Source organism: Streptomyces sp. NBC_01520 (assembly GCF_045040375.1).
Classification (GTDB): Bacteria; Actinomycetota; Actinomycetes; order Streptomycetales; family Streptomycetaceae; genus Streptomyces.
In genome coordinates this window covers 5,465,694-5,484,585 of the sequence record NZ_CP109404.1, presented here as the reverse complement: position 1 = coordinate 5,484,585, position 18,892 = coordinate 5,465,694, and the positions used below count along the sequence as shown (strand labels likewise).

The window sequence follows — 18,892 nt, the reverse complement described above, 5'->3', positions numbered from 1 at the left end:
GGAGAACGTGCCGCGGCACGTACCCCGACGGGTGCCGGGGACGGCACCGACGGCCGGCCCCGTGTCAGCCGGAGGCCGGGACCTGCAGGTCCAGTGCCGGATCGGCGGAGAGCACGGCCTGGTGGAGGCGCTGGAGCCGGGCCGAGGGTTCCAGCCCCAGTTCGTCGACGAGCGTCCCCCGCAGACGCTGGTACGCCTCCAGTGCCCGCCAGGCGCCGCCCGAGCGGTGCAGTGCGGTCATGAGCTGGGCGCAGAAGTTCTCGTGCATGGGGTGCCTGGCGACCAGGACCCGCAGTTCCGGCACGATCTCGGTGTGCCGGCCGAGGATGAGGTCGGCGTCGATGCGCCGCTCCAGGGCCGCCATCCGGTCCTCCTCCATACGGAGCACCTCCAGCTCCAGCACGGTGCCGATGCGTACGTCGACGAGTGCGGAGCCCTGCCACATCTTCAGGGAGCGGCCCAGCAGTTCGGATGCCGCGAGGTGGTCACCCGCCTCGTGCGCGGCCCGGCCCGACGCGGTGAGCTGCGTGAACTCGTGGGCGTCGACCTGGCCGGGCTGCACCTGGAGCAGGTAGCCGCCGTGCTGGGTGATCAGGACGTCCTTGGCCTGACGGGCCGGGTCGCCGTCGAGGGCAGCCGCGATCTTGCGGCGGAGCTGGAGGATGTAGGTCTGCAGCGTGGTGGCCGCGCTGCGCGGGATGTCCTCGCCCCAGATCTCCTCCATCAGGGTCGCCACGGTCACGACCCGGTCGGAGTGCAGGGCGAGCAGGGACAGGATCTGGCGCGGCTTGGCCGCGGTGGGTACGACGGACACCCCGTTCTCACGGGCCGTCAGTGGTCCCAGGACTTTGATCTCCATAATGGCGCCCTCCCCTTCATGCGCTGTGAGGCCGGCCCGACACCGGGCAGGCACAGGCTCTGGAGTCTGGGGCGAGCCTCGCACCGGCGGCGTTCGAGTCCCAGTGAGGTGGTCATGAGCGCGCACATGAAAATGTCATGCCCCAGTGGTGAGCCCGGCACTGGGCCCGGCGCCGCGGCACGTCGCAGAATCCTGGCACTCGGTGCAACGAACTCGAACTCGTACCAACCGACCCGGGAGGGAATCCTCATGACCGTCTCCACGCACACGCAGCTCGCCCACCAGGAAAGCGGCCCCGTCGCCGCCCCGAAGTCCTGCGACCACCGCTTCGCCCTGCTGACCGCCCGTGCCGGTCTGGAGCCCGAGCTGGCCCAGCGCTACACGAACGATCCGGTCTCGGTCCTCGCCGAGTTCGGACTCGCGGCGACCGAACCGGTGTACGGGGACCTGTTCGTGGGCGCCCTCGGTGCGAAGGGTGCCGCCGGCGGCCTGGTCATCGACGAGCTCGACCGCCCCGGCACCACCACGCTCTACGGCTGCTACAGCGGCATGACGCCACTGCCCGGGGAAGAGGCCCTGGCGGCCCGTGCGTGATCGCTTCCGGGGGGACGGGCAGCGAACTGCCGGTGGGATTCAAGAGACATCTGCGGGTCGAGGCGATCGAGGGCGACGCCGTCTACCTGCTGTCCGAGCGGGGGACGACCGCGCTGCAGGGCCGTGAGGTCCAGGAGCTCGCGGCCCTGCTGGACGGCACCCGGACCCTGACCTGTGTGCTGGAGGAGGCGGCGGGGTCGCTGACCCCGTCCACCGCGGCCCGGATGATCGCCGAGCTGGCGAGGGCCGATCTGATCGGCTATCACGACCCGGCCGTGGACGCCCCGACGGAGGCGTACTGGGAGTGCGCCGGCCTCGACGGACCCAGCGCCACCGCGTCGTTGCTCACGACGGAGGTGGAGCTGGTCGTCCTGGGGCGGGTGGACGCCGCCGCGGCCCGGGCGGAGTGCGAGGCCGCCGGGCTGCGGCTGACGGCGGGCCCCGGGGACCGGGCGGCGCTCGCCCTCGTCCTGTGCGAGGACTATCTCGACCCGCGGCTGGCGGAGATCGGCGCCCGCCACCGCGCGGCGGGCCGGCCCTGGCTGCTGGCCAAGCCGTGGGGTGCGGAGACCTGGGTGGGGCCGGTGTTCGGGGACGCCGACGGCGCCTGCTGGGAGTGTCTGGCGCACCGGCTACGCGGGCACCGCGCCTCCCGCTCCCCGGTCATGCACGCCCTGGGTCTGGCGGGCACGGTGCAGGTCCCTGAGGCCTCGCTCACGAGCGTACGGGCCATGGGGCTGAACACCGCGGTGCTGGAGACGTCGAAGTGGGTGGCGGGCCTGCGGTACGAGGGCCAGGGGGCCGTGTGCACGCTGGACTCCCGTACCCTGCGCACCCGGCAGCATCCGGTGCGGCGGCGCCCGCAGTGCGCCACGTGCGGGGATCCCGGGCTCGTCGCGGAGCAGGTGCGCCGCCCCTTCGTCCCGCGGTCCAGCCCCAAGACGCACACGGTGGGCGGCAACCACCGCACCGGCAGCGCGGCGTCGGTCCTGGAGCGTTACCGGCACCTGGCCGACCCGGTCACCGGGATCGTGTCGGAGCTGCGTCCCGCGCCCGGCTCCCCCGAGGGCCTGAACCGGTACGTGGCCGGGCGCAACATGGCTCTGGGGGACAGCCGTTCGCTGGCCGGACTGCGCGGCGGGCTGCGGGGCCAGAGCGGGGGCAAGGGAACCACCCCGCAGGAGGCCGAGGTCGGCGCGCTGTGCGAGGCGCTGGAACGGTACTGCGGAACCCGCCAGGGGGACGAGCCCACCGTGCGGGACACCCTCACGGGGCTCGGCCCGGCCGCCCTGCACCCCAACACCTGCCAGTTGTTCGCCGACCGGCAGTTCCGTGAGCGGGACGGGTGGAACGCCCGGAACTCCCGCTTCCAGCAGGTACCCCCGCCGTTCGACCCGCAGGCGCCGGCCGACTGGACCCCCGTGTGGTCCCTCACCGCGGGCACGCACCGGCTGCTCCCCACCTCGATGCTGTACTTCGGCGCCGGGCCGGGCGGTGTGCCCACCGCGCCCTGGGCCGACTCCAACGGCAACGCGGCGGGCAGCAGTCCGGAGGACGCCGTCGTCCAGGGCTTCCTGGAGGTGGTGGAGCGGGACGCGGTCGCCCTGTGGTGGTACAACCGCACCCGTCAGCCCGCGGTCGACCTGGACGCCTTCGACGAACCATGGCTGGCACGGACCCGGACTGCGTACGCGCGGCTGCACCGCGATCTGTGGGTGCTCGACCTCACCGCGGACTTCGGCATTCCCGTCATGGCCGCGCTGTCCCGGCGCACGGACGGGGGCGCCCAGGGCATCTCCTTCGGATTCGGAGCGCACTTCGACCCGCGGCTGGCCCTGCGCCGGGCGGTGACGGAAATGGCTCAACTGCTACCCCCGGACGAGGACTCGCCCGAACTCAGCTCCGCGGATCCCGGCCTCGCGGACTGGTGGCGCACAGGAACGGTGGGAAATCAGCCATACCTGCGACCGGATCCAGCCGAAAGTCCTCGTACTCCGGGGCACTTTTCGTATACCGCCCGGACCGATCTGCGGGACGATGTGGAAAGGGCGGACTCATTGGTACGTGCCCATGGAATGGAGTTGCTGGTCCTCGACCAGACCCGCCCCGACGTGGGACTTCCCGTGGTTAAAGTGATCGTTCCGGGAATGCGGCACTTCTGGGCCCGATTCGCCCCCGGCCGGCTCTTCGACATACCGGTGCTGCTGGGACGTCACGCGCGTCCTGTCCGCTACGAAGAAATCAACCCCGTACCACTCTTCGTCTGAATCAGGTCGCCGTCCGGAACCAGTGGCTGACGGCTGACCGGACGACATAGCATGCGGTCCGCCACTACTGGTCCTGGCAAGGAGGCGGCAGTGCCGACGAGTCGTGATGGCGCGAAAGTACCCTTGGACCAAGGGTCGACGACCGGGGGGTCCGTCACGGACATGTCGTACGCGCACAGGGGGAAGCCGGAGACCATGTCCTCCGGTACCTCGTTCTCACCGCGTTCACAGCCGCCGGCGCCGCTGCTCGCCCGGGCGGTGATCCTCGTGGCGCTCACCTGCTATGGCACGATGACGATCCTGAACGTCGTCCGGACCAGGCCGGGCACCACCCAGCTCGTCGCGTGCGTCATGCTGGTCATCGCGGTGTACGGCGTCCAGGTGGCGGTCTCGTCGGGCGGAGCCCGGCGCTGGTCGACCCGCTGGAAGGCCGGCGCGCTGGGTGTCCAGGCGGTGCTCACCTTCGCACCGCTCGTGTGGTTCGGGACCAACTGGGGCAGCATGCAGGGCCCGCTCGCCGCCTCCCTGCTGCTCACGCTGCCGGCCCGGTACGCGTGGCCCTCCTACGGGCTGCTCATCGCGTTCATCCCGGTCTACAACCTGCGTGCCGGGGCGTCCGTCGACCTGGTCCTGTACTTCACCATCGCCGGAATCCTGACCGGTCTCGTCATCTACGGGCTGACCCGCCTGACCGACCTGGTGCACGAGGTGTACTCGACCAGGGAGGAACTGGCGAGGATGGCGGTCACGCAGGAGCGGCTGCGGTTCGCCCGCGATCTCCACGACCTGCTCGGGTACAGCCTCTCGGCGATCACGCTCAAGGGCGAACTGATCCAACGGCTCATCAGCAGCCGCCCGGACAAGGCCCGTGAGGAGACCGCCTCGCTGCTCCAGGTGGCGCGCCAGGCACTGTCGGACGTACGCCTGGTGTCCAGCGGGTACCGGGACATGTCGCTGTCCGAGGAGGCCGAGTCGGCGGGAACCGTGCTCGCGGCGGCCGACGTGCGTGCCGATGTGGACGTGACGTGCGGGCGGCTGCATCCGGTGGTCGACACCGTTCTCGCCACGGCGCTCCGGGAGGGGGTCACCAACATCCTCCGCCACAGTGGCGTACGGGTCTGCTCCATCAAGGCCGAGACGGACGGGGAAACGGTCCGGCTCGGTCTGACGAACGACCACCCGTACGAGCTGGCCGACGTCTTCTCCGCACGGAACGGCGGAAGCGGACTGGACAACCTGCGCATCCGTTTCGCCGCCATAGGAGGCGGTCTCAGCGCGGGGCTCGGCGGGGACGGCACGTTCCACCTGGAGGTGTGGGCACCTACCAGACCCCAGAACCACGACAGCCAATCACCGGTCGCGGGGCCGGGCTCGGGGAGAACCGCCGTGGCCTAGCACCTGTCCGAACGAGAGGCCCTGGGCCTCCTACGGCTCGATCGAAGAGAGCCACATCATCCGACCGGGGGTAACGATGCTGTCTGTGAGAATCCTCCTCGCCGAGGACGTCCACATGATCCGTGGCGCGCTGATCGCACTGCTCCAACTGGAACCGGATCTGCACGTGGTGGCCGCGGTGGACCGCGGTGACACGATCGTGCCGACCGCGCTGACGTCCAGACCCGACGTGGCGGTGATAGACATCGACCTTCCCGGGATCGACGGTCTCACCGCCGCGGCCGAACTCCACGAGCAGCTGCCCAGCTGCCGCACCCTGATCCTCACCAGTCTCGGGCGTCCCGGCACCCTGCGGCGCGCCCTGTCCGCGCACGTCTCGGGCTTCCTGCTCAAGGACTCGCCGCCGGACCAGCTGGCCCTGGCCGTACGGTCGGTGGCCACCGGGCGCCGGGTCGTCGACCCGCAGCTCGCGCTGACCGCCTGGGACTCGCCCGAGAATCCGCTGTCGCCGCGCGAGCTGGAGGTCCTACGGCTCGCGGCCCGCGGTGCCGACGCCGCCGAGATCGCCGGCTGCCTCTACCTGTCGAAGGGCACGGTGCGCAACTACCTCACGGCCATTGTCGGCAAGCTCGGCGCGCGCAACCGCATCGACGCCATCCGGATCGCCGAGGACGCCGGCTGGCTCCCCTGACGCCCCGGGTGCGCCCAGCAGGGTGTCGAGCATCCCGGCGTCCAGGGTCGTCGCCACCGAGAGATCGGACAGCTCCCCGAATCCGGTGTCGCACACGGCGACGCTCACGACGTAGCCGTCACCGGCCGGGAAGGTCGCGAACTGCCACTCGCTGCCCGGCACGGGAGAGCCGTCCGGCCTGGCCAGCCGGGTGACACCGTCCTCGGTCGAGAAGCCGAACCCGGTGAAACGGAATCTCAGCCCCTGGCCGAGCGCCTTGCTGTACGCCTCCTTGAGGGTCCACAGCCTCACCATCGCGTCGTTGCGCGCGCCGTCGCCGCCCGCGTCCAGCAGCGCCCTCTCGTGCGGGGTACAGGCCTGGCTCTCCGAGCCGGTGTGCGCGAGCTGCCGGTCGGCCCGCTCCACGTCCACCCCGATGCGGCCCCGGCGGGTGATGCCGACGACCATCATCTCCTCGGTGTGGCTGAGGCTGATGTCGATCTGGTCGCAGCCGCGTACATAGGGCCTGCCGCCCGGCTGGTAGGCCAGGTCGACCAGTTCCGGGGCGGTGTGCAGGACGGCCGCGGCGGTGTGCCGCAGCAACAGCCGGGACGCCACGAAGCGTTCGCGCATCCGGGGCTGGGTGAGCTTCTCGTAGCGCTGCCAGTCCCGGCCCAGCCGGCGGCGCAGCTCCGCGTCCGTGCCGCCGGACGGCAGCCAGGCGGGCATCGTCCCGTGGATCAGCGCGGTGCCGGTGTGCAGCAGTTGTGTGTGGACGGCGTCCCAGGGGCCGCCGGGTCCGTCGGCGTGCAGCGGCCGTCCGATCCGGGCCCGCACGTCAGGCCCCGCCGTCACGTGCGCCGCTGCCCCGCACTCCGGGGAAGGCGGCCGTCAGCGGTCCCGCGTCCAGTGCGGAGATCACCCCGGCCAGGTCGACGGCGTCGCTCCGCGGGCCCCGGCAGACCGGCAGGCAGACGGGGCCCCGCCGGCCGCCGCCGATCCGCCGCAGGTACGGGGTGAGCACGGGCCGCGGTCCGATCTCGACGACATGGGTGGGGGCCTGCTGCGCCAGCATGCAGCGGGCGGCGTCGGCGAACCGGACGGGTGAGGTGATCTGTTCGGACCAGTACGGGGCGTAGAGCGGCTCGGTGGCGAGCCTGCCGTACAGGGTCGAGTAGAACGGCAGCCGGGCGGCGGCTCCGGGCAGCCTGCGCAGACAGGACTCGAACTCGCTGACCATGGGCCGCATCAGCGGGGAGTGGAAGGCGTGGGTCACGGTCAGGTACCGGCAGCGCACGTCCCGTTCCGCGAGCCGGGCCTCGACGCGCTCCAGTGCGGCACGGTCGCCGGAGAGCACGACCGACCTGGCGGCGTTGACGGCGCTGATGCCCACGTCCGTTTCGGCGGCGACGAGTTCGGCCGCCTCGTACGGTGTGACGCAGACGGCCATCATCGCGCCGCCCGACGGCAGGGCCTGCATGAGGGCGCCACGTGTCGCCACCAGTCGTGCCGCGTCGTCGAGGGCGAGCGCACCGGCGACGGTCGCGGCGGCGAACTCCCCGATGCCGTGGCCGAGCACCGCCACGGGCTGGACGCCCGCCTCCTGGAGGGTCCGTGCCAGGGCGTAGCCGACGGCGAACAGGGCGGGCTGGGCGAGATCGGTGCGGTGGACGCGCGGGTCGTCACCGAGGATCAGCTCGGCGACGGACCGCCGGGTGAAGGGCAGCAGCGCCGCGTCGGCCTCCTCCAGGAAGGTGCGGTAGCCGGTGGAGTGCCGGTGGAGGCCCGCGGTCATGCCGGGGTGCTGGGATCCCTGGCCGGTGAAGACGAAGGCGGCCCGGATCCGGCAGGCGCCGTGCCGGGAGTCCCGCATCGCCAGGAAACCGGCGAGTTCGCGCACGGTGGGGTACGTCCAGATGTCCTCGGGTTCGGCGAGCGTGCCGAACTCCTCCTCCATGTCCCCGTAGAGGCTGAGTGCGGCCACCGAGTCGAGCCCTTCCTCGTCCAGCCGTGCCGTGTCCGGTACCGGCCGGCCGAGGTAGTGGGCAACCCGCTCACGCAGCCATTCCCGGTGGGCCACGGCGAAATCGTCCCCGGCTGAGCTCGGGTGTTCCTGCATGATTCGGCTCCTCAGGCGAGCGGCGAGCTGTAGAGGTCATAGCTGCGGCGGTTGTGCAGTCGGGCGACGGCCTCGTCCAGCACCTGCCGCTCGCAGGCGCCGGGCCGGTCCGGCAGGGGCAGGCCGAGCCGTCTCGCGAGCCGGTAGAGGACCGCGGTGGCCCAGGCCGGGTCCGCGAGGAACGCGTCGGCGGCGCCCGCGGGTGCGGACTGCTGCTCGCGCCACACCCCGAGGCAGGCGGCCGCGGCGAGGACGAGGGTGTAGCGGTCCGCGAGGCCGAAGCTGTGCGGACTCGACAGCGCCGCCCGGTCGCCCTGCGGTATCGCCTCGAACGCCTTCTTGAGTTCGGCCAGTTCACCGGTGAGCGACCTGGCCAGGAAGCGCAGTGCGTGACCGGCCGGTCCCGGTGGCCCGGCCGATTCCAGCTGGTCGGTGCAGGCGACGAGGGTCGCGGCCAGCGGATCGCCGTCGCCGAGCAGCGCGGGCAGGGTCAGGTCCAGCGGTGGCAGCGGCTCGTGCGGCCGGAACAGTCCGGGCGGCGGTTCGGGGTCGGCGAACCAGGCGTGCCGGGCGAAGTAGGGCAGTTGCGGCAGGATGCTCACCTGCCGGCCGGCACTGCCCGCGTGCCCCAGCGAGGTGACCGGGAGGTCGCGGCGCTGCTTCTGGAACATGCCGTACGCCCCGTCCAGGGCGAAGGTCTCCTCGCCCAGGACCGCCGACATCTCGTCCATGCTCTCGGTGACGAGCCGGGGCGCCAGGTAGGCGGCCGCCGCCGCGTAGGCGCTCATCTGCCGGGGCAGCAGGTGCAGTGCGCGGGTCGCGACGAGGGCGAGGCAGTCGATGAGCAGCAGGTCCAGGAAGCCGCCGGTCAGCACGTCACGCACGTGCTGCACGTCCAGGGAGGACCGGCCGTCGGCGCGGGTGCGGACGGCGAACCTGGTCACGGTGCGCAGGGCGGTGTCGGCCCCGGCGAGCACGATGGACGGGATGAGTCCGCGGATGAGCAGCGAGGAGCGCAGCGACAGTTCGTAGCCGTCCCCGGGTGTGCCGAGCACGGCGCTGTCGGGGACGTGGCACTCCGTGATCCGCAGGCCGCCGAATTCGGCGCTGCGCATGCCGTTGGTGGTGCGCCGGGCCAGGTCCTCGACGCGGTCCGCGGGCAGTTCGTCGCGGTCGAGGAGCAGCACGGTGTGGCTGCGGCCGCCGACGGCGGTCCCGGTGCGGGCGAAGACCACCAGGCCGGTGGCGCGGGAGGCGTTGGCGATCGCGGACTTGCTGCCGTCGAGGAGCAGCCCGCCGGGGACGGGTGCGGCGGTGAACTCGTCGCGGACGAAGTCGTTGCCGTGGGCGACCTCGTGCCGGGCGACGGCGATCCTGCGGCCGTTCAGGAGCAGCCGGGCGGCCTGCCGCCGCTGGGCGGCGTTCCCCGCGGTCCACACGGGGGTCGCGGCGAAGAAGCAGTTGAGCCCGTAGCCGAAGCCCAGCGAGGCGTCCCGGCGGAAGACGGGGCGCAGGATCCGTCCGAGCAGGTCCATCCGTTCCAGCCGGCCGCCGAGGTCCGCGGGGACGAACTCCGCGTTGAGGTCGAACTCGTCGAGGACCTTCTCGGCGCCGGGCAGCACCTCTCCGGCCGCGTCGGCGGCGAGCAGGGCGTCGGCGCCGAACGGGTTGGCGGGGTCGTCGAAGGGGCCGAACGCCCGCTCCAGGGCGTCGATGCGCTCCTCGGCGGGTGTCATCGCGCTCTCCCTGCCGCGAGCAGCCGCTCGACGTCGGCGTCGAGCCGCTGGTGCAGGGGGGTGAGCTCGCCGCGCAGGAAGAGGCGGCGCATCGCGGCCCGTTCCACCTTGCCGCTGGTCGTCCTGCGGACCGTGCCGGGGCGTACGAGCAGCACTCCCGCGTTCACCTCGTACTCCTGGCCGAGGCGCTGCTGTACGGCGGTGGCGAGGGCGGCCAGGTCGATGTCGTAGCGGCTGCGGGCGCGCAGTTCCTGGACGATGACGATCCGTTCGCGGGAGTCGGGCACGGCGAAGGCGGTGGCGGCGCCGAACAGTCCGCTGACCTGCTGGACGGTGCGTTCCAGGTCCTGCGGGTAGAGGTTGCGCCCGGCGAAGATGATCATGTCCTTGATGCGGCCGGTCACGTACAGCAGGCCGTCGTCGAGGGCGCCGAGGTCACCGGTGCGCAGATATCCGGACCCGCCGCCCTCGATGCGGCAGCCGAAGGACGCGGCGGTCTCCGCGGGGCGGCCACGGTAGCCGGGTCCGATGCTCTCGCCGCGGACCCAGATCTCGCCGATGTGGCTGTCCGGCAGCTCCCGGCGGGTCTCGGGGTCCACGATGCGTACCTCGGCCGACGCGGGCGGGCCGCAGTGGGCGAGGACCCGGCCGGTGCCCTCGGGCGCGGGCACCAGCCGGCCCGCCTCCAGGGCGGCGGCGTCCACGGTGCGCGACGCGGCGGCGGGCGCCGTACGGGTGCCGGAGACGAGCAGGGTCGCCTCGGCCAGGCCGTAGCAGGGTGCCAGTGCCCCGGGGCGCAGTCCGGCGGGCGCGAAGCGCTCGGCGAAGGCCGTGAGGGTGGCGGCGTCCACGGGTTCGCCGCCGCTGACGGCGACCTCCCAGCCGGACAGGTCCAGGGCGGCGATCTGGGAGTCGTTGATCCGGCGGACGCACAGCTCGTACGCGAAGTCCGGGGCCCCGCTGACGGTCAGGCCGTAGCGGGAGACGGTCTCCAGCCAGTTCGCCGGCCGTTTGACGAACGCGGCCGGCGACAGCAGGACGGCGGTGCCGCCCAGCCACAGGGCGTGCAGCAGCTGACCGGCCAGGCCCATGTCGTGGTGGAGGGGCAGCCAGCCGCCCATCCGGATGCCGGGGCGCGTGCCGAGCGCCTCCTGGATGGCGCGCTGGTTGGCGAGCAGGCTGCGGTGGGTGACGACCACACCGCGGGGGTCGCGGGTGGAGCCGGAGGTGTACTGGAGGTACACGGGCTCGTCCGGCTCCGCAGCGTGCGGTTCGGGCTCCTCCTGTGCGGCACCCGCCGGGGCGGGCCCGTCGGCGAGCAGGCAGACGACGTCGCCGTGACCGGTGCGGGCGAGCAGCTGCGAGGCCTCGGCCGCCTCGGCGACGGAGGTGATCAGGCAGGCGGCGGCGGCGTCCTTGACGATCCCGGCGATACGGTCGTCGTGGTGGCCCCGGCCACCGGGCGGCGCCACGGGTACGGCGACGGCACCGGCGTACAGGCAGGCGAGGAAGCCGGTGACGAACAGGGCCCGGGAGCCCGGCGCGATCAGCACCCGGTCCCCCGGCCGCACGTGCCGGCCGAGCCGTCCGGCCAGGGTGCGCGCGGCCCGGTCGAGTTCCGCGTACGTGATCGTCTCCGGCAGCAGCCGGCCGTCCCGTTCCGCGAGGAGGATCAGCGCTTCCCGGTCCGGTGTCTCGGCGGCCCGGGCCTGGATGTGTGCGGTGAGTGTCCGGTGTCCTGTCATGCCTCCCCCTCGCATGTCGTGCGGCCGTCGTGCGTACGCCCGCTCATCGTCCGGACCAGGCCACCGGGTTGCGGTGACCGCCGTTCTTCACGGTCCAGCCGGCGTAGGCCGCTGCGACGTCGCCGTCCGGTTCGCCGGTACGGCGGACGAGGGCCAGCAGGACGGCGGTGACGGCCGCCAGCTCGGCCTCGTCGGGCCGGCCGCGGACCACGGTGATGCGCATCGGATTCGCCATGGGGACAGCCTGGGCCACGGCGCTCGAAGGGAACTCGTGCCCGGGACGTACAGGAGCCGAGGACCCGTGGTCCTCGGCTCCTGTACGGGTGGAGCGGCCCGCGCCCCCGGTGTCGCGTCAGCGGCGTGTCAGTGTCAGTTCAGGACGCGCTCGTACGCCACGTGCCGGGTGCGTTCCACGGTGAGGCCGGCGCCCCGTGTCATCGCCTGCGTCGCGGCCCGGTGGCCGCTGTCGCCGAGGGCCTGTTCGCAGGCGTCGGAGTCGCGCCACCACTGGACGGCCGTGTAGACGTCGGGGCGGAGCGTGGAGCGCAGCAGATCACTCCCGCCGTATCCGCCCAGCTGTGCCAGGTGCTCGTTCACCTCGGCGAACTGCCGCTCGAACACGTGCGGGTCCCCGTGCACCACCGCCCGGGTCAGTACGACGTTCGCCACCCCTGCCACGGCGTCCCCGGTGATCTTCCGGGCCACGCTCACCGCCTGGTCGGCCTCCGTGTCGACCATGGGTCCGAGCTTGCGGACCTGGGCCTGGAAGGTGTCGTCGTGAACGGTGTCGAGGAATCCGCGCATGGTCCGCCAGTGCCCGAGGTGCACGTACACCTGCGGGTGGTCGACGAGCCGCACGGTCACCAGGAAGTCGAAGTCCTCGCGGGTGCGCAGGTACTGCGAGTGGTGCCGGAACTCGCGCTCGAAGCGCTCTGTGTCTCCTTTGACGTCGAACCGGTTGACCACCGTGATCGGTGCATCGTAACTACGCTTCGGCACGCACTTCCTCCGCGAACTTCTTGGCATGGCGCAATGTGGTGGAGCTGTTGGTACCGAGCGTCCTGCGCACCAGGGCACGGGCTTCGGCGAGGGTGGCGTCGGGGCCGAGCGCGGTGCGCACACCGGCCGGGTCCAGCGTCACCGTGTGCCACGAGGTGGCCCTGACCGTCCCGTCGCCGAGCGACTCGATGACCCAGCGCCCGGTGTGGCCGCTCATCGCGACCGGCACCCGGAGCTGCTTGTAGACGATGACCTTGCGGTCCTCGAAGCAGACACGGACCGAGGTGGTGTTGTGCGTGGAGCCGTCGGGGCTGCGGGTGTCCATGTCCATCCGCTGGATGCCCTGTTCGTCCTCGCTGAGGTCCAGGCGGGCCACGTGCGGCAGCCGCTGGGGCCACAGGTCGGCCCGGTCCAGGAAGGCGAAGACGTCGCCGGCCGCACCGAAGACGGTCTCCGAGTCGCTGAAGGTGAAGTGGAGTTCCTCGCGGTCCTCGCCCTGCTCCGCGGTGTTCTTCAGGGCGAGGAGCTCGGCGCGGCTGTTGCGGTCGACGGCCTGCTCGATCAGGGCCTCCGCGTCCGGGGCGTCGTCGACGGCCCGGTAGTCGTGCAGCAGCGTGACCCGGGTGGTGCCGTCCTCCAGCTCCTGGACGCGCCACTCGCCGCCCATCGACTCGACGGGCGCCGCCGTGACGACCTGGCGGAAGGTGATGGTGCGGCCGGCCGGGTCCAGGACGCGGCGCGAGGTCCAGGTGCGGACCTTGTCGCCGGCGATCGCCCAGATGCGCAGGAGCTGCTCGCCGCCCTCTTCGGGGGCTTCCTCCAGCACCTCGACGTGCACGGTGGGGCCGAACACCTGCGGCCACTCGGCGACGTCGGCCACCAGGGCGTAGACGGCGGCGGGTGATGCGGCCACGGTGATGGAGTGCTCCGTGACATGGAGCGCTCGGGTCTCGGACGTAGCGGTGGGCGCCACGGCAAACCTTCCTTCGGACAGTCCGCAGCAGGGCGGATCACGAGGCTGACATGAAGTGCTCAAGCGGAACTTGAGAATCGGTGGACCCGCTCAGGGGGTCGCCCAGTCCGGGCGTCGCAGGATGTCCAGGACCGCGCAGCCCCAGCTGTATCCGGCGCCGACGCTGACCAGGACGCACCGGTCGCCGGGCGAGGCACGGCCCGAGACCAGCAGGTGGTCGAGTCCGGCGAACTGGTCGCCGGCCCCGAGGTGGCCGACCGTCCGGCTGTAGTCCCAGGTGGTGCGGTCGGGATCGATGCCGAACGGCTTGTAGTAGATGGACTGCAGGCGCCGGCGGCCGAAGTGCGGCAGCACGACCCAGTCCGCCTCGCCCAGTTCGGACCCGGCGTCGGCCAGCGCCTGCTTGATCACCGTCTGCTGGCCGTTGTGGGCCCGGGTGATCGCGTACGAGATGCCGGTGCGGCCGACGAAGGCGCGCTTGGCCTCGTCGAAGTCGACGGGCATCCGGTGGGTGAAGGGTGCGGGGGTGAACGGGTCGTCCCCGCGGTGCAGCGGCTCCAGCTCGGGGTCCGCGTACAGGGCGAGCGAGACGAGCCGGGCGAATCCGCCGCGCCTGGAGAGCACGACGGAGGTGGCGCCGTCGGCGTACGGGGTGCCCGGGTCCGTCTTCCAGCGGTCGATGCCGGGGGCGCAGAACCGGTCGGCGGTGGTGATCAGGGCGTCGCCGTGGCCGTGTCCCGCGGTGAGGTAGGCGGTGGCGAGGTCGAGTGCGGCGAGTCCGCCGTTGGACATCTGCCGTATCTCGACGGCCTGGCAGCTGTTGCCGAGCGCCTCACGCTGGATGTACGAGGCGACCGGCCACAGGTCCTGGCCCTGGTGGTAGGTGTCGGCGTGCAGCAGCAGATCGACGTCGCCGCCGTGGCTGTCGGCCCGGCGCAGCGCGGTCCTGGCCGCGGCGGCGGCCATCTCGGCGGCGGACTCGTCGGGCGAGTACGCCACCGACTCCATGCCGGTGGACGCTGCCACCCGGGGCGGGCAGGCCCCCGAGGCGACGGCGTCGGCGACCGCCAGGCGGGCGGGCAGCCGGGTGGCGGTTCCCCGTATGTAGACGTCTTCCAGACGCACGGTCACTCCAAGGAAGGTCGGGGCTCAGCCCGGTACGGCGGCGGCCAGGGGCGGGGCTTCCTCGACCCGGCCGGGCGGCCCGTCGAGCAGGACGTAGTGGACGGCGTCGAGGAGTGCCTGCCAGCTGGCCGCCGTCGTGTTGCCGTCCACGCCGACGGTGCCCCAGCTGCGCTCCCCGTCCCGGTAGGAGATGAGCACCCGGGCGGCGGCACCGCTGCCGGTCTCGCCGCTGAGCACCCGCACCCGGTAGTCGGTGAGTTCGAGGCGGGACAGGGCGGGGAAGCAGGGGTCGAGCGCGGTGTGCAGGGCGGTGTCCATGGCGTTGACGGGTCCGTTGCCGTGGCCGGTCGCGGTGACGGACCGGCCCTGGACGGTGAGCCGTACGGTGGCCTCGGTGCGCACCTCGTCGCCCGTCCCGGACACTCCGACGGACCAGGACTCGACGTCGAACGGGCGGGGCCGGGGGCCGCCGTCGAGCTCTTCGCGCAGGAGGAGTTCGAAGGAGGCGTCGGCGGACTCGAAGCTGTAGCCGGTGTTCTCCAGCTCCTTGACCCGGGTCGCGGCGCGGGCCACTTCGTCGGAGCCCGCTTCGACGGCGTATCCCAGCTCGCGTGCCTTGAGTTCGATCGACGAGCGTCCGCCCATGTCGGAGACGAGGGTGCGCATCGTGTTGCCGACGAGCTCGGGCGTGGTGTGCTGGTAGAGGTCGGGGTCGATCCGCAGCGCGGAGGCGTGCAGTCCGGCCTTGTGGGTGAAGGCGGAGCCGCCGATGTACGGTGCGGCGGCGCTGCCGGGGACCTGGGTCAGCTCGGTGACGGCCCGGCCGGTCCCGGCCAGGTCCCGCAGCTTCTCCAGCGGGATGACCTCGCGGCCGCGCTTGAGCACCAGGTTGGCGATGACGGTGAACAGGTCGGCGTTGCCGCACCGTTCGCCGTAGCCGTGGGCGGTGCCCTGGGCCTGGACCGCTCCGGCGTCGACCGCCGCCATGGTGTTGGCGACGGCGCAGCCGCTGTCGTTGTGGGCGTGGATGCCGAGCGGTACGCCGGTCAGGGCGAGCGTCTCGGTGACGACGTTGCGCACCTCGTCGGGCAGGGAGCCGCCGTTCGTGTCGCACAGGACGACGGTCTCGGCACCGGCCTCGGCGGCGGTGCGGACGACGGCCAGGGCGTACTCGCGGTTGAGCTGGTAGCCGTCGAAGTAGTGCTCGGCGTCGACGAAGACCCGCCGGCCGGCGTGCACCAGGTGGCGTACCGTGCCGCTGATCATGGCGAGGTTCTCGGCGAGCGTGGTGCGCAGGGCGTTGCGCACATGACCGGTGTGGCTCTTGGCTACCAGGGTCACCACCGGGGTCTCGGCCTCCAGCAGGGCTCGCACCTGCGGGTCCAGGGAGGCGGGTACCCCTGGCCGGCGGGTGGCGCCGAAGGCGGCGAGCACGGCGTTCTTCAGGTCGAGTTCGGTGCGGGCCCGGCGGAAGAACTCGGTGTCCTTGGGGACGGCTCCGGGCCAGCCGCCCTCGATGAATCCCACCCCGAGGCCGTCGAGCCGGCGGGCGACGGCGAGTTTGTCCTCGACCGTCAGCACCATGCCCTCCTGCTGGGTGCCGTCGCGCAGGGTCGTGTCGTAGAGCTGGAACTGCTCAGCCATCGCCGCTCCCTTGGTCTGGTGTCGGCCGGCCGGCGGATGTTCCGACGGCGCCGGCCGACAGGTCCGGCTGTTCGCCCCAGGTTCGGGCGGGTGCACGGAGGACCGCTGGAGCCCAGGTGGACCTGCGACGCACCGCCGGGGTGCGGCTGAAGCGGGGTGCGGGAGCGGCCGGAGCGCTGCCCCGGGCCCGCTGGTGCGGGTGTTCCGGGGCCTCGTCGATGCGCAGTACGGGGGTGACGCAGGCTTCCGTTCCGTCGAACAGCCGGGCCCAGGTGTCCCGGTCGTGGAGCAGGAACCGGCCGCCGAACGCGCGTCGCAGGGCAGGCCAGTTGGCGGGGTCGGTTCGGTCCGGGAGCCCGTCGGGGTGGAGGCCGAGGCCGGCCAGCAGGGCGGCGTAGAACCGCTCCTCCAGGGCGCCAACCGCGACATGGCCTCCGTCGGCGCAGACGTAGCAGGTGTAGTAGGGGGCGCCCCCGTCGAGCAGGTTCGCCCCGCGCTCGTGGCGCCAGTGGCCGGCGTCGGCCATGCCGGTCGCCATGGCCAGCAGGGTGTTGACCCCGTCGACGATCGCCGCGTCGACGACCTGTCCGCGGCCGGACGTGCGGCGTTCATGGAGTGCGGCGAGCACTCCGGTGACGAGGAACATCGCGCCGCCGCCGAAGTCGCCGAGCAGGTTCACGGGCGGCACCGGGGGGCCGCCGGCCTCGCCGATCGCGTACAGCGCGCCGGTCAGGGCGAGGTAGTTGATGTCGTGGCCGGGGGCGGTGGCCAGCGGGCCGTCCTGTCCCCAGCCGGTCATCCGGGCGTAGACGAGGCCGGGGTTGCGCTCCAGGCACACGTCGGGGCCGATGCCCAGCCGCTCCGCGACCCCGGGCCTGAACCCCTCGACGAGTACGTCGGCGCCGTCCATCAGCCGCAGGAGCTCGGCGACGCCGGACGGGTCCTTGAGGTCGAGGGCCCTTGTGCGCCGGCCCCGGTCGAGGTCGCGGTGCCAGTCGGCGAAGGAGCGCCGGCCGTCGGCCCGGTCCACCCGCACCACGTCGGCGCCCAGGTCGGCGAACATCATGCAGGCGAACGGGGCTGGCCCGATCGCGGCGAGTTCGAGGACCCTGAGGCCGTGCAAGGGGCCCGTGCCGGGCATGTTCCCGGTCCTGGGGCGGGGTCCGCCCGCGGGTCCGTCCCCTGTCCTGTCCGGCGGTGGTCCTGCGGGGGATGTGGTCATCGCTGGTCCTCCAGGTCCTCCTGCGTCGCGGCTCCGGCAAGCCTGCGGGGCCCGGCTCGTGCCCGGCATGAGGCGGGCCGGATCACGGCTTCCCGGGGCCGGGGGCCGCTCCGTGTCCGCTCGACCGGGGCCCCAGCCGCTTTGGGTGTACTGCTGCCCGGCCGCTCCCGCTGCCCGACGTACCCCGGAGAGGATCGATCCGCTGTGACCATCAGTGATCTGGAGTCAGCTGCCCCTGCCGAGGCGGAGGCGGCGACGTTTCCGTACAAGCGCACGTGCCCGTTCACGCCGCCCGCCCAGTACGCCGACATGATCGAGAAAGATGTCTCGGAGGTCACGCTGGACGGTTCCGGCCTGCGCATCTGGACGGTCACCGGCTACGAGACGATTCGTACGCTGCTCACCGACCCGCGGCTGAGCGCGTCGCGCCGGCACGACAACTTCCCGTTCTACTTCGTCGCACCGCCCGAGTACCGGACCGAGACCTCCTTCATCGGTTACGACGGCGCCGCGCACAGCAGCACCCGGCGCAAGGCCGCGCTGACCTTCACCCACCGGCAGGTCCAGCGGCTGCGTCCGCGCATCGAGGAGATCGTCGACGAGCACCTGGACAAGCTCCTGGCGATGGAGGCCCCGGCCGACTTCCACCGGGTCTTCTCGCTGGCCGTGCCGATGACCGTGATCTGTGAGCTGCTGGGCATCCCGCAGGACCAGCACGAGTTCTTCATCAAGCACGGCACCGCGCTGCTGGGCGGCCACAGCTCGACGGAGGAGCGGCAGGCCGCGATCGTCGAGGTGAACGCGTACATCAGCGAGCTGATCAAGCAGAAGAAGGAGACGCCGGGCGAGGACCTGCTCAGCCGGGCGATGGCCGACTACGAGGCCTCCGGCGAGGAGTACACCGACCGCGACCTGTTCAACATGGTCCGGCTGCTGATGAACGGCGGGCACGAGACGACCGCCAGCCAGATCTCGCTGGGCACGGCCTGCCTGCTGGAGAACCCCGACCAGCTGGAACTCCTGCTGAACGACCCCTCGCTGGTCAGGCCGGCCGTGGAGGAGCTGGTGCGGTTCGCGACCATCGGCGACACCGCCGTGCCGCGTGTCGCGCTGGAGGACATCGAGGTGGCGGGCCAGGTCATCCGCAAGGGCGACGGCATCCTCTGCCTCGGCCTGGCGGCCAACCGTGACCCGGAGGTCTTCCCGGAGCCGGAGAAGCTCGACATCCGGCGCGGCAGCCGCAAGCACCTGGGGTTCGGGCACGGGGTGCACCACTGCATCGGCGCGGACCTGGCCCGCCTCGAACTGGAGATCGTGTGGAGCAAGCTCTTCCAGCGGATTCCGACCCTGCGGCTCGCCAAGCCCTTCCTGGAGATCCCGCGCAAGGAAGGTGCCGTCATCTACGGCCTGTGGGAGCTGCCGGTCACCTGGTGACCCCGGCCCGGTGACCCCCGTCCGCGACCGGCCCGCTCGACGGCGGCCGGCGGGGCGGGGGCCCGGGAACCCACGGAGGCTCCGCCCCTGCGGGGCCCGCGCAGACGCAC

Annotated in this window: 15 protein-coding genes and 1 pseudogene; 5 read left to right on the top strand and 11 right to left on the bottom strand. The window is 72.4% G+C overall.

Going from position 1 to position 18,892, the window contains the following annotated elements:
* Positions 1–64: 64 nt before the first annotated feature.
* Entirely contained in the window at positions 65–859 is a 795-nt protein-coding gene (locus OG524_RS25100; protein WP_405388607.1) for a BTAD domain-containing putative transcriptional regulator, read from the bottom strand.
* Between the two features lie 249 nt (positions 860–1,108).
* Between OG524_RS25100 and OG524_RS25095 the strand changes: the two genes are divergently transcribed.
* From OG524_RS25095 to OG524_RS25080, 4 genes are all read left to right on the top strand, one after another.
* On the top strand, positions 1,109–1,453 hold the full coding sequence (locus tag OG524_RS25095; RefSeq protein WP_405811707.1) for a hypothetical protein: 345 nt from the start codon (positions 1,109–1,111) through the stop codon (positions 1,451–1,453).
* Positions 1,450–3,720 (top strand): TOMM precursor leader peptide-binding protein, encoded by a 2,271-nt coding sequence (locus tag OG524_RS25090; protein ID WP_405811706.1) that lies wholly within the window; start codon positions 1,450–1,452, stop codon positions 3,718–3,720. The genes OG524_RS25095 and OG524_RS25090 overlap by 4 nt, the downstream gene beginning before the upstream one ends.
* 195 nt (positions 3,721–3,915) lie before the next feature.
* Positions 3,916–5,115, top strand: a complete 1,200-nt coding sequence (locus tag OG524_RS25085) for a sensor histidine kinase (protein WP_405388610.1) — start codon at positions 3,916–3,918, stop codon at positions 5,113–5,115.
* Between the two features lie 76 nt (positions 5,116–5,191).
* Positions 5,192–5,806, top strand: coding sequence for a DNA-binding response regulator (locus tag OG524_RS25080; protein WP_405388611.1), 615 nt, complete (start codon positions 5,192–5,194; stop codon positions 5,804–5,806).
* A 111-nt stretch (positions 5,807–5,917) separates the two neighbouring features.
* Here OG524_RS25080 and OG524_RS25075 read toward each other — a convergent pair.
* The 10 genes and pseudogenes from OG524_RS25075 to OG524_RS25030 form a co-directional block, all read right to left on the bottom strand.
* Positions 5,918–6,253 (bottom strand): annotated as a pseudogene (locus OG524_RS25075) (4'-phosphopantetheinyl transferase family protein); the annotation flags it as partial.
* Between the two features lie 370 nt (positions 6,254–6,623).
* A complete protein-coding gene (locus tag OG524_RS25070; RefSeq protein WP_405811705.1) occupies positions 6,624–7,904 on the bottom strand; it encodes an acyltransferase domain-containing protein in 1,281 nt (426 codons plus the stop codon).
* A gap of 11 nt (positions 7,905–7,915) precedes the next feature.
* Complete coding sequence (locus OG524_RS25065; RefSeq protein ID WP_405811704.1) at positions 7,916–9,640, bottom strand: acyl-CoA dehydrogenase; 1,725 nt, start codon at positions 9,638–9,640, stop codon at positions 7,916–7,918.
* The gene (locus OG524_RS25060) at positions 9,637–11,385 is read right to left on the bottom strand and encodes a fatty acyl-AMP ligase (protein WP_405388614.1); all 1,749 of its coding nucleotides are present in this window, start codon (positions 11,383–11,385) and stop codon (positions 9,637–9,639) included. The genes OG524_RS25065 and OG524_RS25060 overlap by 4 nt, the downstream gene beginning before the upstream one ends.
* A gap of 43 nt (positions 11,386–11,428) precedes the next feature.
* Complete coding sequence (locus tag OG524_RS25055; RefSeq protein WP_384499991.1) at positions 11,429–11,620, bottom strand: acyl-CoA carboxylase subunit epsilon; 192 nt, start codon at positions 11,618–11,620, stop codon at positions 11,429–11,431.
* Between the two features lie 134 nt (positions 11,621–11,754).
* Positions 11,755–12,384 carry an antibiotic biosynthesis monooxygenase family protein gene (locus OG524_RS25050; protein WP_405388615.1) on the bottom strand — a complete coding sequence of 210 codons (630 nt, stop codon included), beginning with the start codon at positions 12,382–12,384 and terminating at the stop codon, positions 11,755–11,757.
* On the bottom strand, positions 12,371–13,357 hold the full coding sequence (locus OG524_RS25045; protein WP_405811703.1) for an aromatase/cyclase: 987 nt from the start codon (positions 13,355–13,357) through the stop codon (positions 12,371–12,373). The genes OG524_RS25050 and OG524_RS25045 overlap by 14 nt, the downstream gene beginning before the upstream one ends.
* 90 nt (positions 13,358–13,447) lie before the next feature.
* Positions 13,448–14,482 carry a ketoacyl-ACP synthase III family protein gene (locus OG524_RS25040; protein WP_405388617.1) on the bottom strand — a complete coding sequence of 345 codons (1,035 nt, stop codon included), beginning with the start codon at positions 14,480–14,482 and terminating at the stop codon, positions 13,448–13,450.
* Positions 14,483–14,506: 24 nt separating this feature from the next.
* Entirely contained in the window at positions 14,507–16,126 is a 1,620-nt protein-coding gene (gene cimA / locus OG524_RS25035) for a citramalate synthase (protein WP_405388618.1), read from the bottom strand.
* Positions 16,119–17,267, bottom strand: coding sequence for a CaiB/BaiF CoA transferase family protein (locus tag OG524_RS25030; RefSeq protein WP_405393102.1), 1,149 nt, complete (start codon positions 17,265–17,267; stop codon positions 16,119–16,121). The genes cimA and OG524_RS25030 overlap by 8 nt, the downstream gene beginning before the upstream one ends.
* Positions 17,268–17,552: 285 nt before the next feature.
* Between OG524_RS25030 and OG524_RS25025 the strand changes: the two genes are divergently transcribed.
* Entirely contained in the window at positions 17,553–18,782 is a 1,230-nt protein-coding gene (locus OG524_RS25025) for a cytochrome P450 (protein ID WP_405388619.1), read from the top strand.
* Positions 18,783–18,892 lie beyond the last annotated feature (110 nt).

What these genes read in the sequence shown, in the direction of transcription:
- OG524_RS25100 (WP_405388607.1), bottom strand. Translation starts at nt 859, where the DNA reads ATGGAGATCAAAGTCCTGGGACCACTGACGGCCCGTGAGAACGGGGTG.
- OG524_RS25095 (WP_405811707.1), top strand. Translation starts at nt 1,109, where the DNA reads ATGACCGTCTCCACGCACACGCAGCTCGCCCACCAGGAAAGCGGCCCC.
- OG524_RS25085 (WP_405388610.1), top strand. Translation starts at nt 3,916, where the DNA reads ATGTCCTCCGGTACCTCGTTCTCACCGCGTTCACAGCCGCCGGCGCCG.
- OG524_RS25080 (WP_405388611.1), top strand. Translation starts at nt 5,192, where the DNA reads ATGCTGTCTGTGAGAATCCTCCTCGCCGAGGACGTCCACATGATCCGT.
- OG524_RS25070 (WP_405811705.1), bottom strand. Translation starts at nt 7,904, where the DNA reads ATGCAGGAACACCCGAGCTCAGCCGGGGACGATTTCGCCGTGGCCCAC.
- OG524_RS25065 (WP_405811704.1), bottom strand. Translation starts at nt 9,640, where the DNA reads ATGACACCCGCCGAGGAGCGCATCGACGCCCTGGAGCGGGCGTTCGGC.
- OG524_RS25060 (WP_405388614.1), bottom strand. Translation starts at nt 11,385, where the DNA reads ATGACAGGACACCGGACACTCACCGCACACATCCAGGCCCGGGCCGCC.
- OG524_RS25055 (WP_384499991.1), bottom strand. Translation starts at nt 11,620, where the DNA reads ATGGCGAATCCGATGCGCATCACCGTGGTCCGCGGCCGGCCCGACGAG.
- cimA (WP_405388618.1), bottom strand. Translation starts at nt 16,126, where the DNA reads ATGGCTGAGCAGTTCCAGCTCTACGACACGACCCTGCGCGACGGCACC.
- OG524_RS25030 (WP_405393102.1), bottom strand. Translation starts at nt 17,267, where the DNA reads ATGCCCGGCACGGGCCCCTTGCACGGCCTCAGGGTCCTCGAACTCGCC.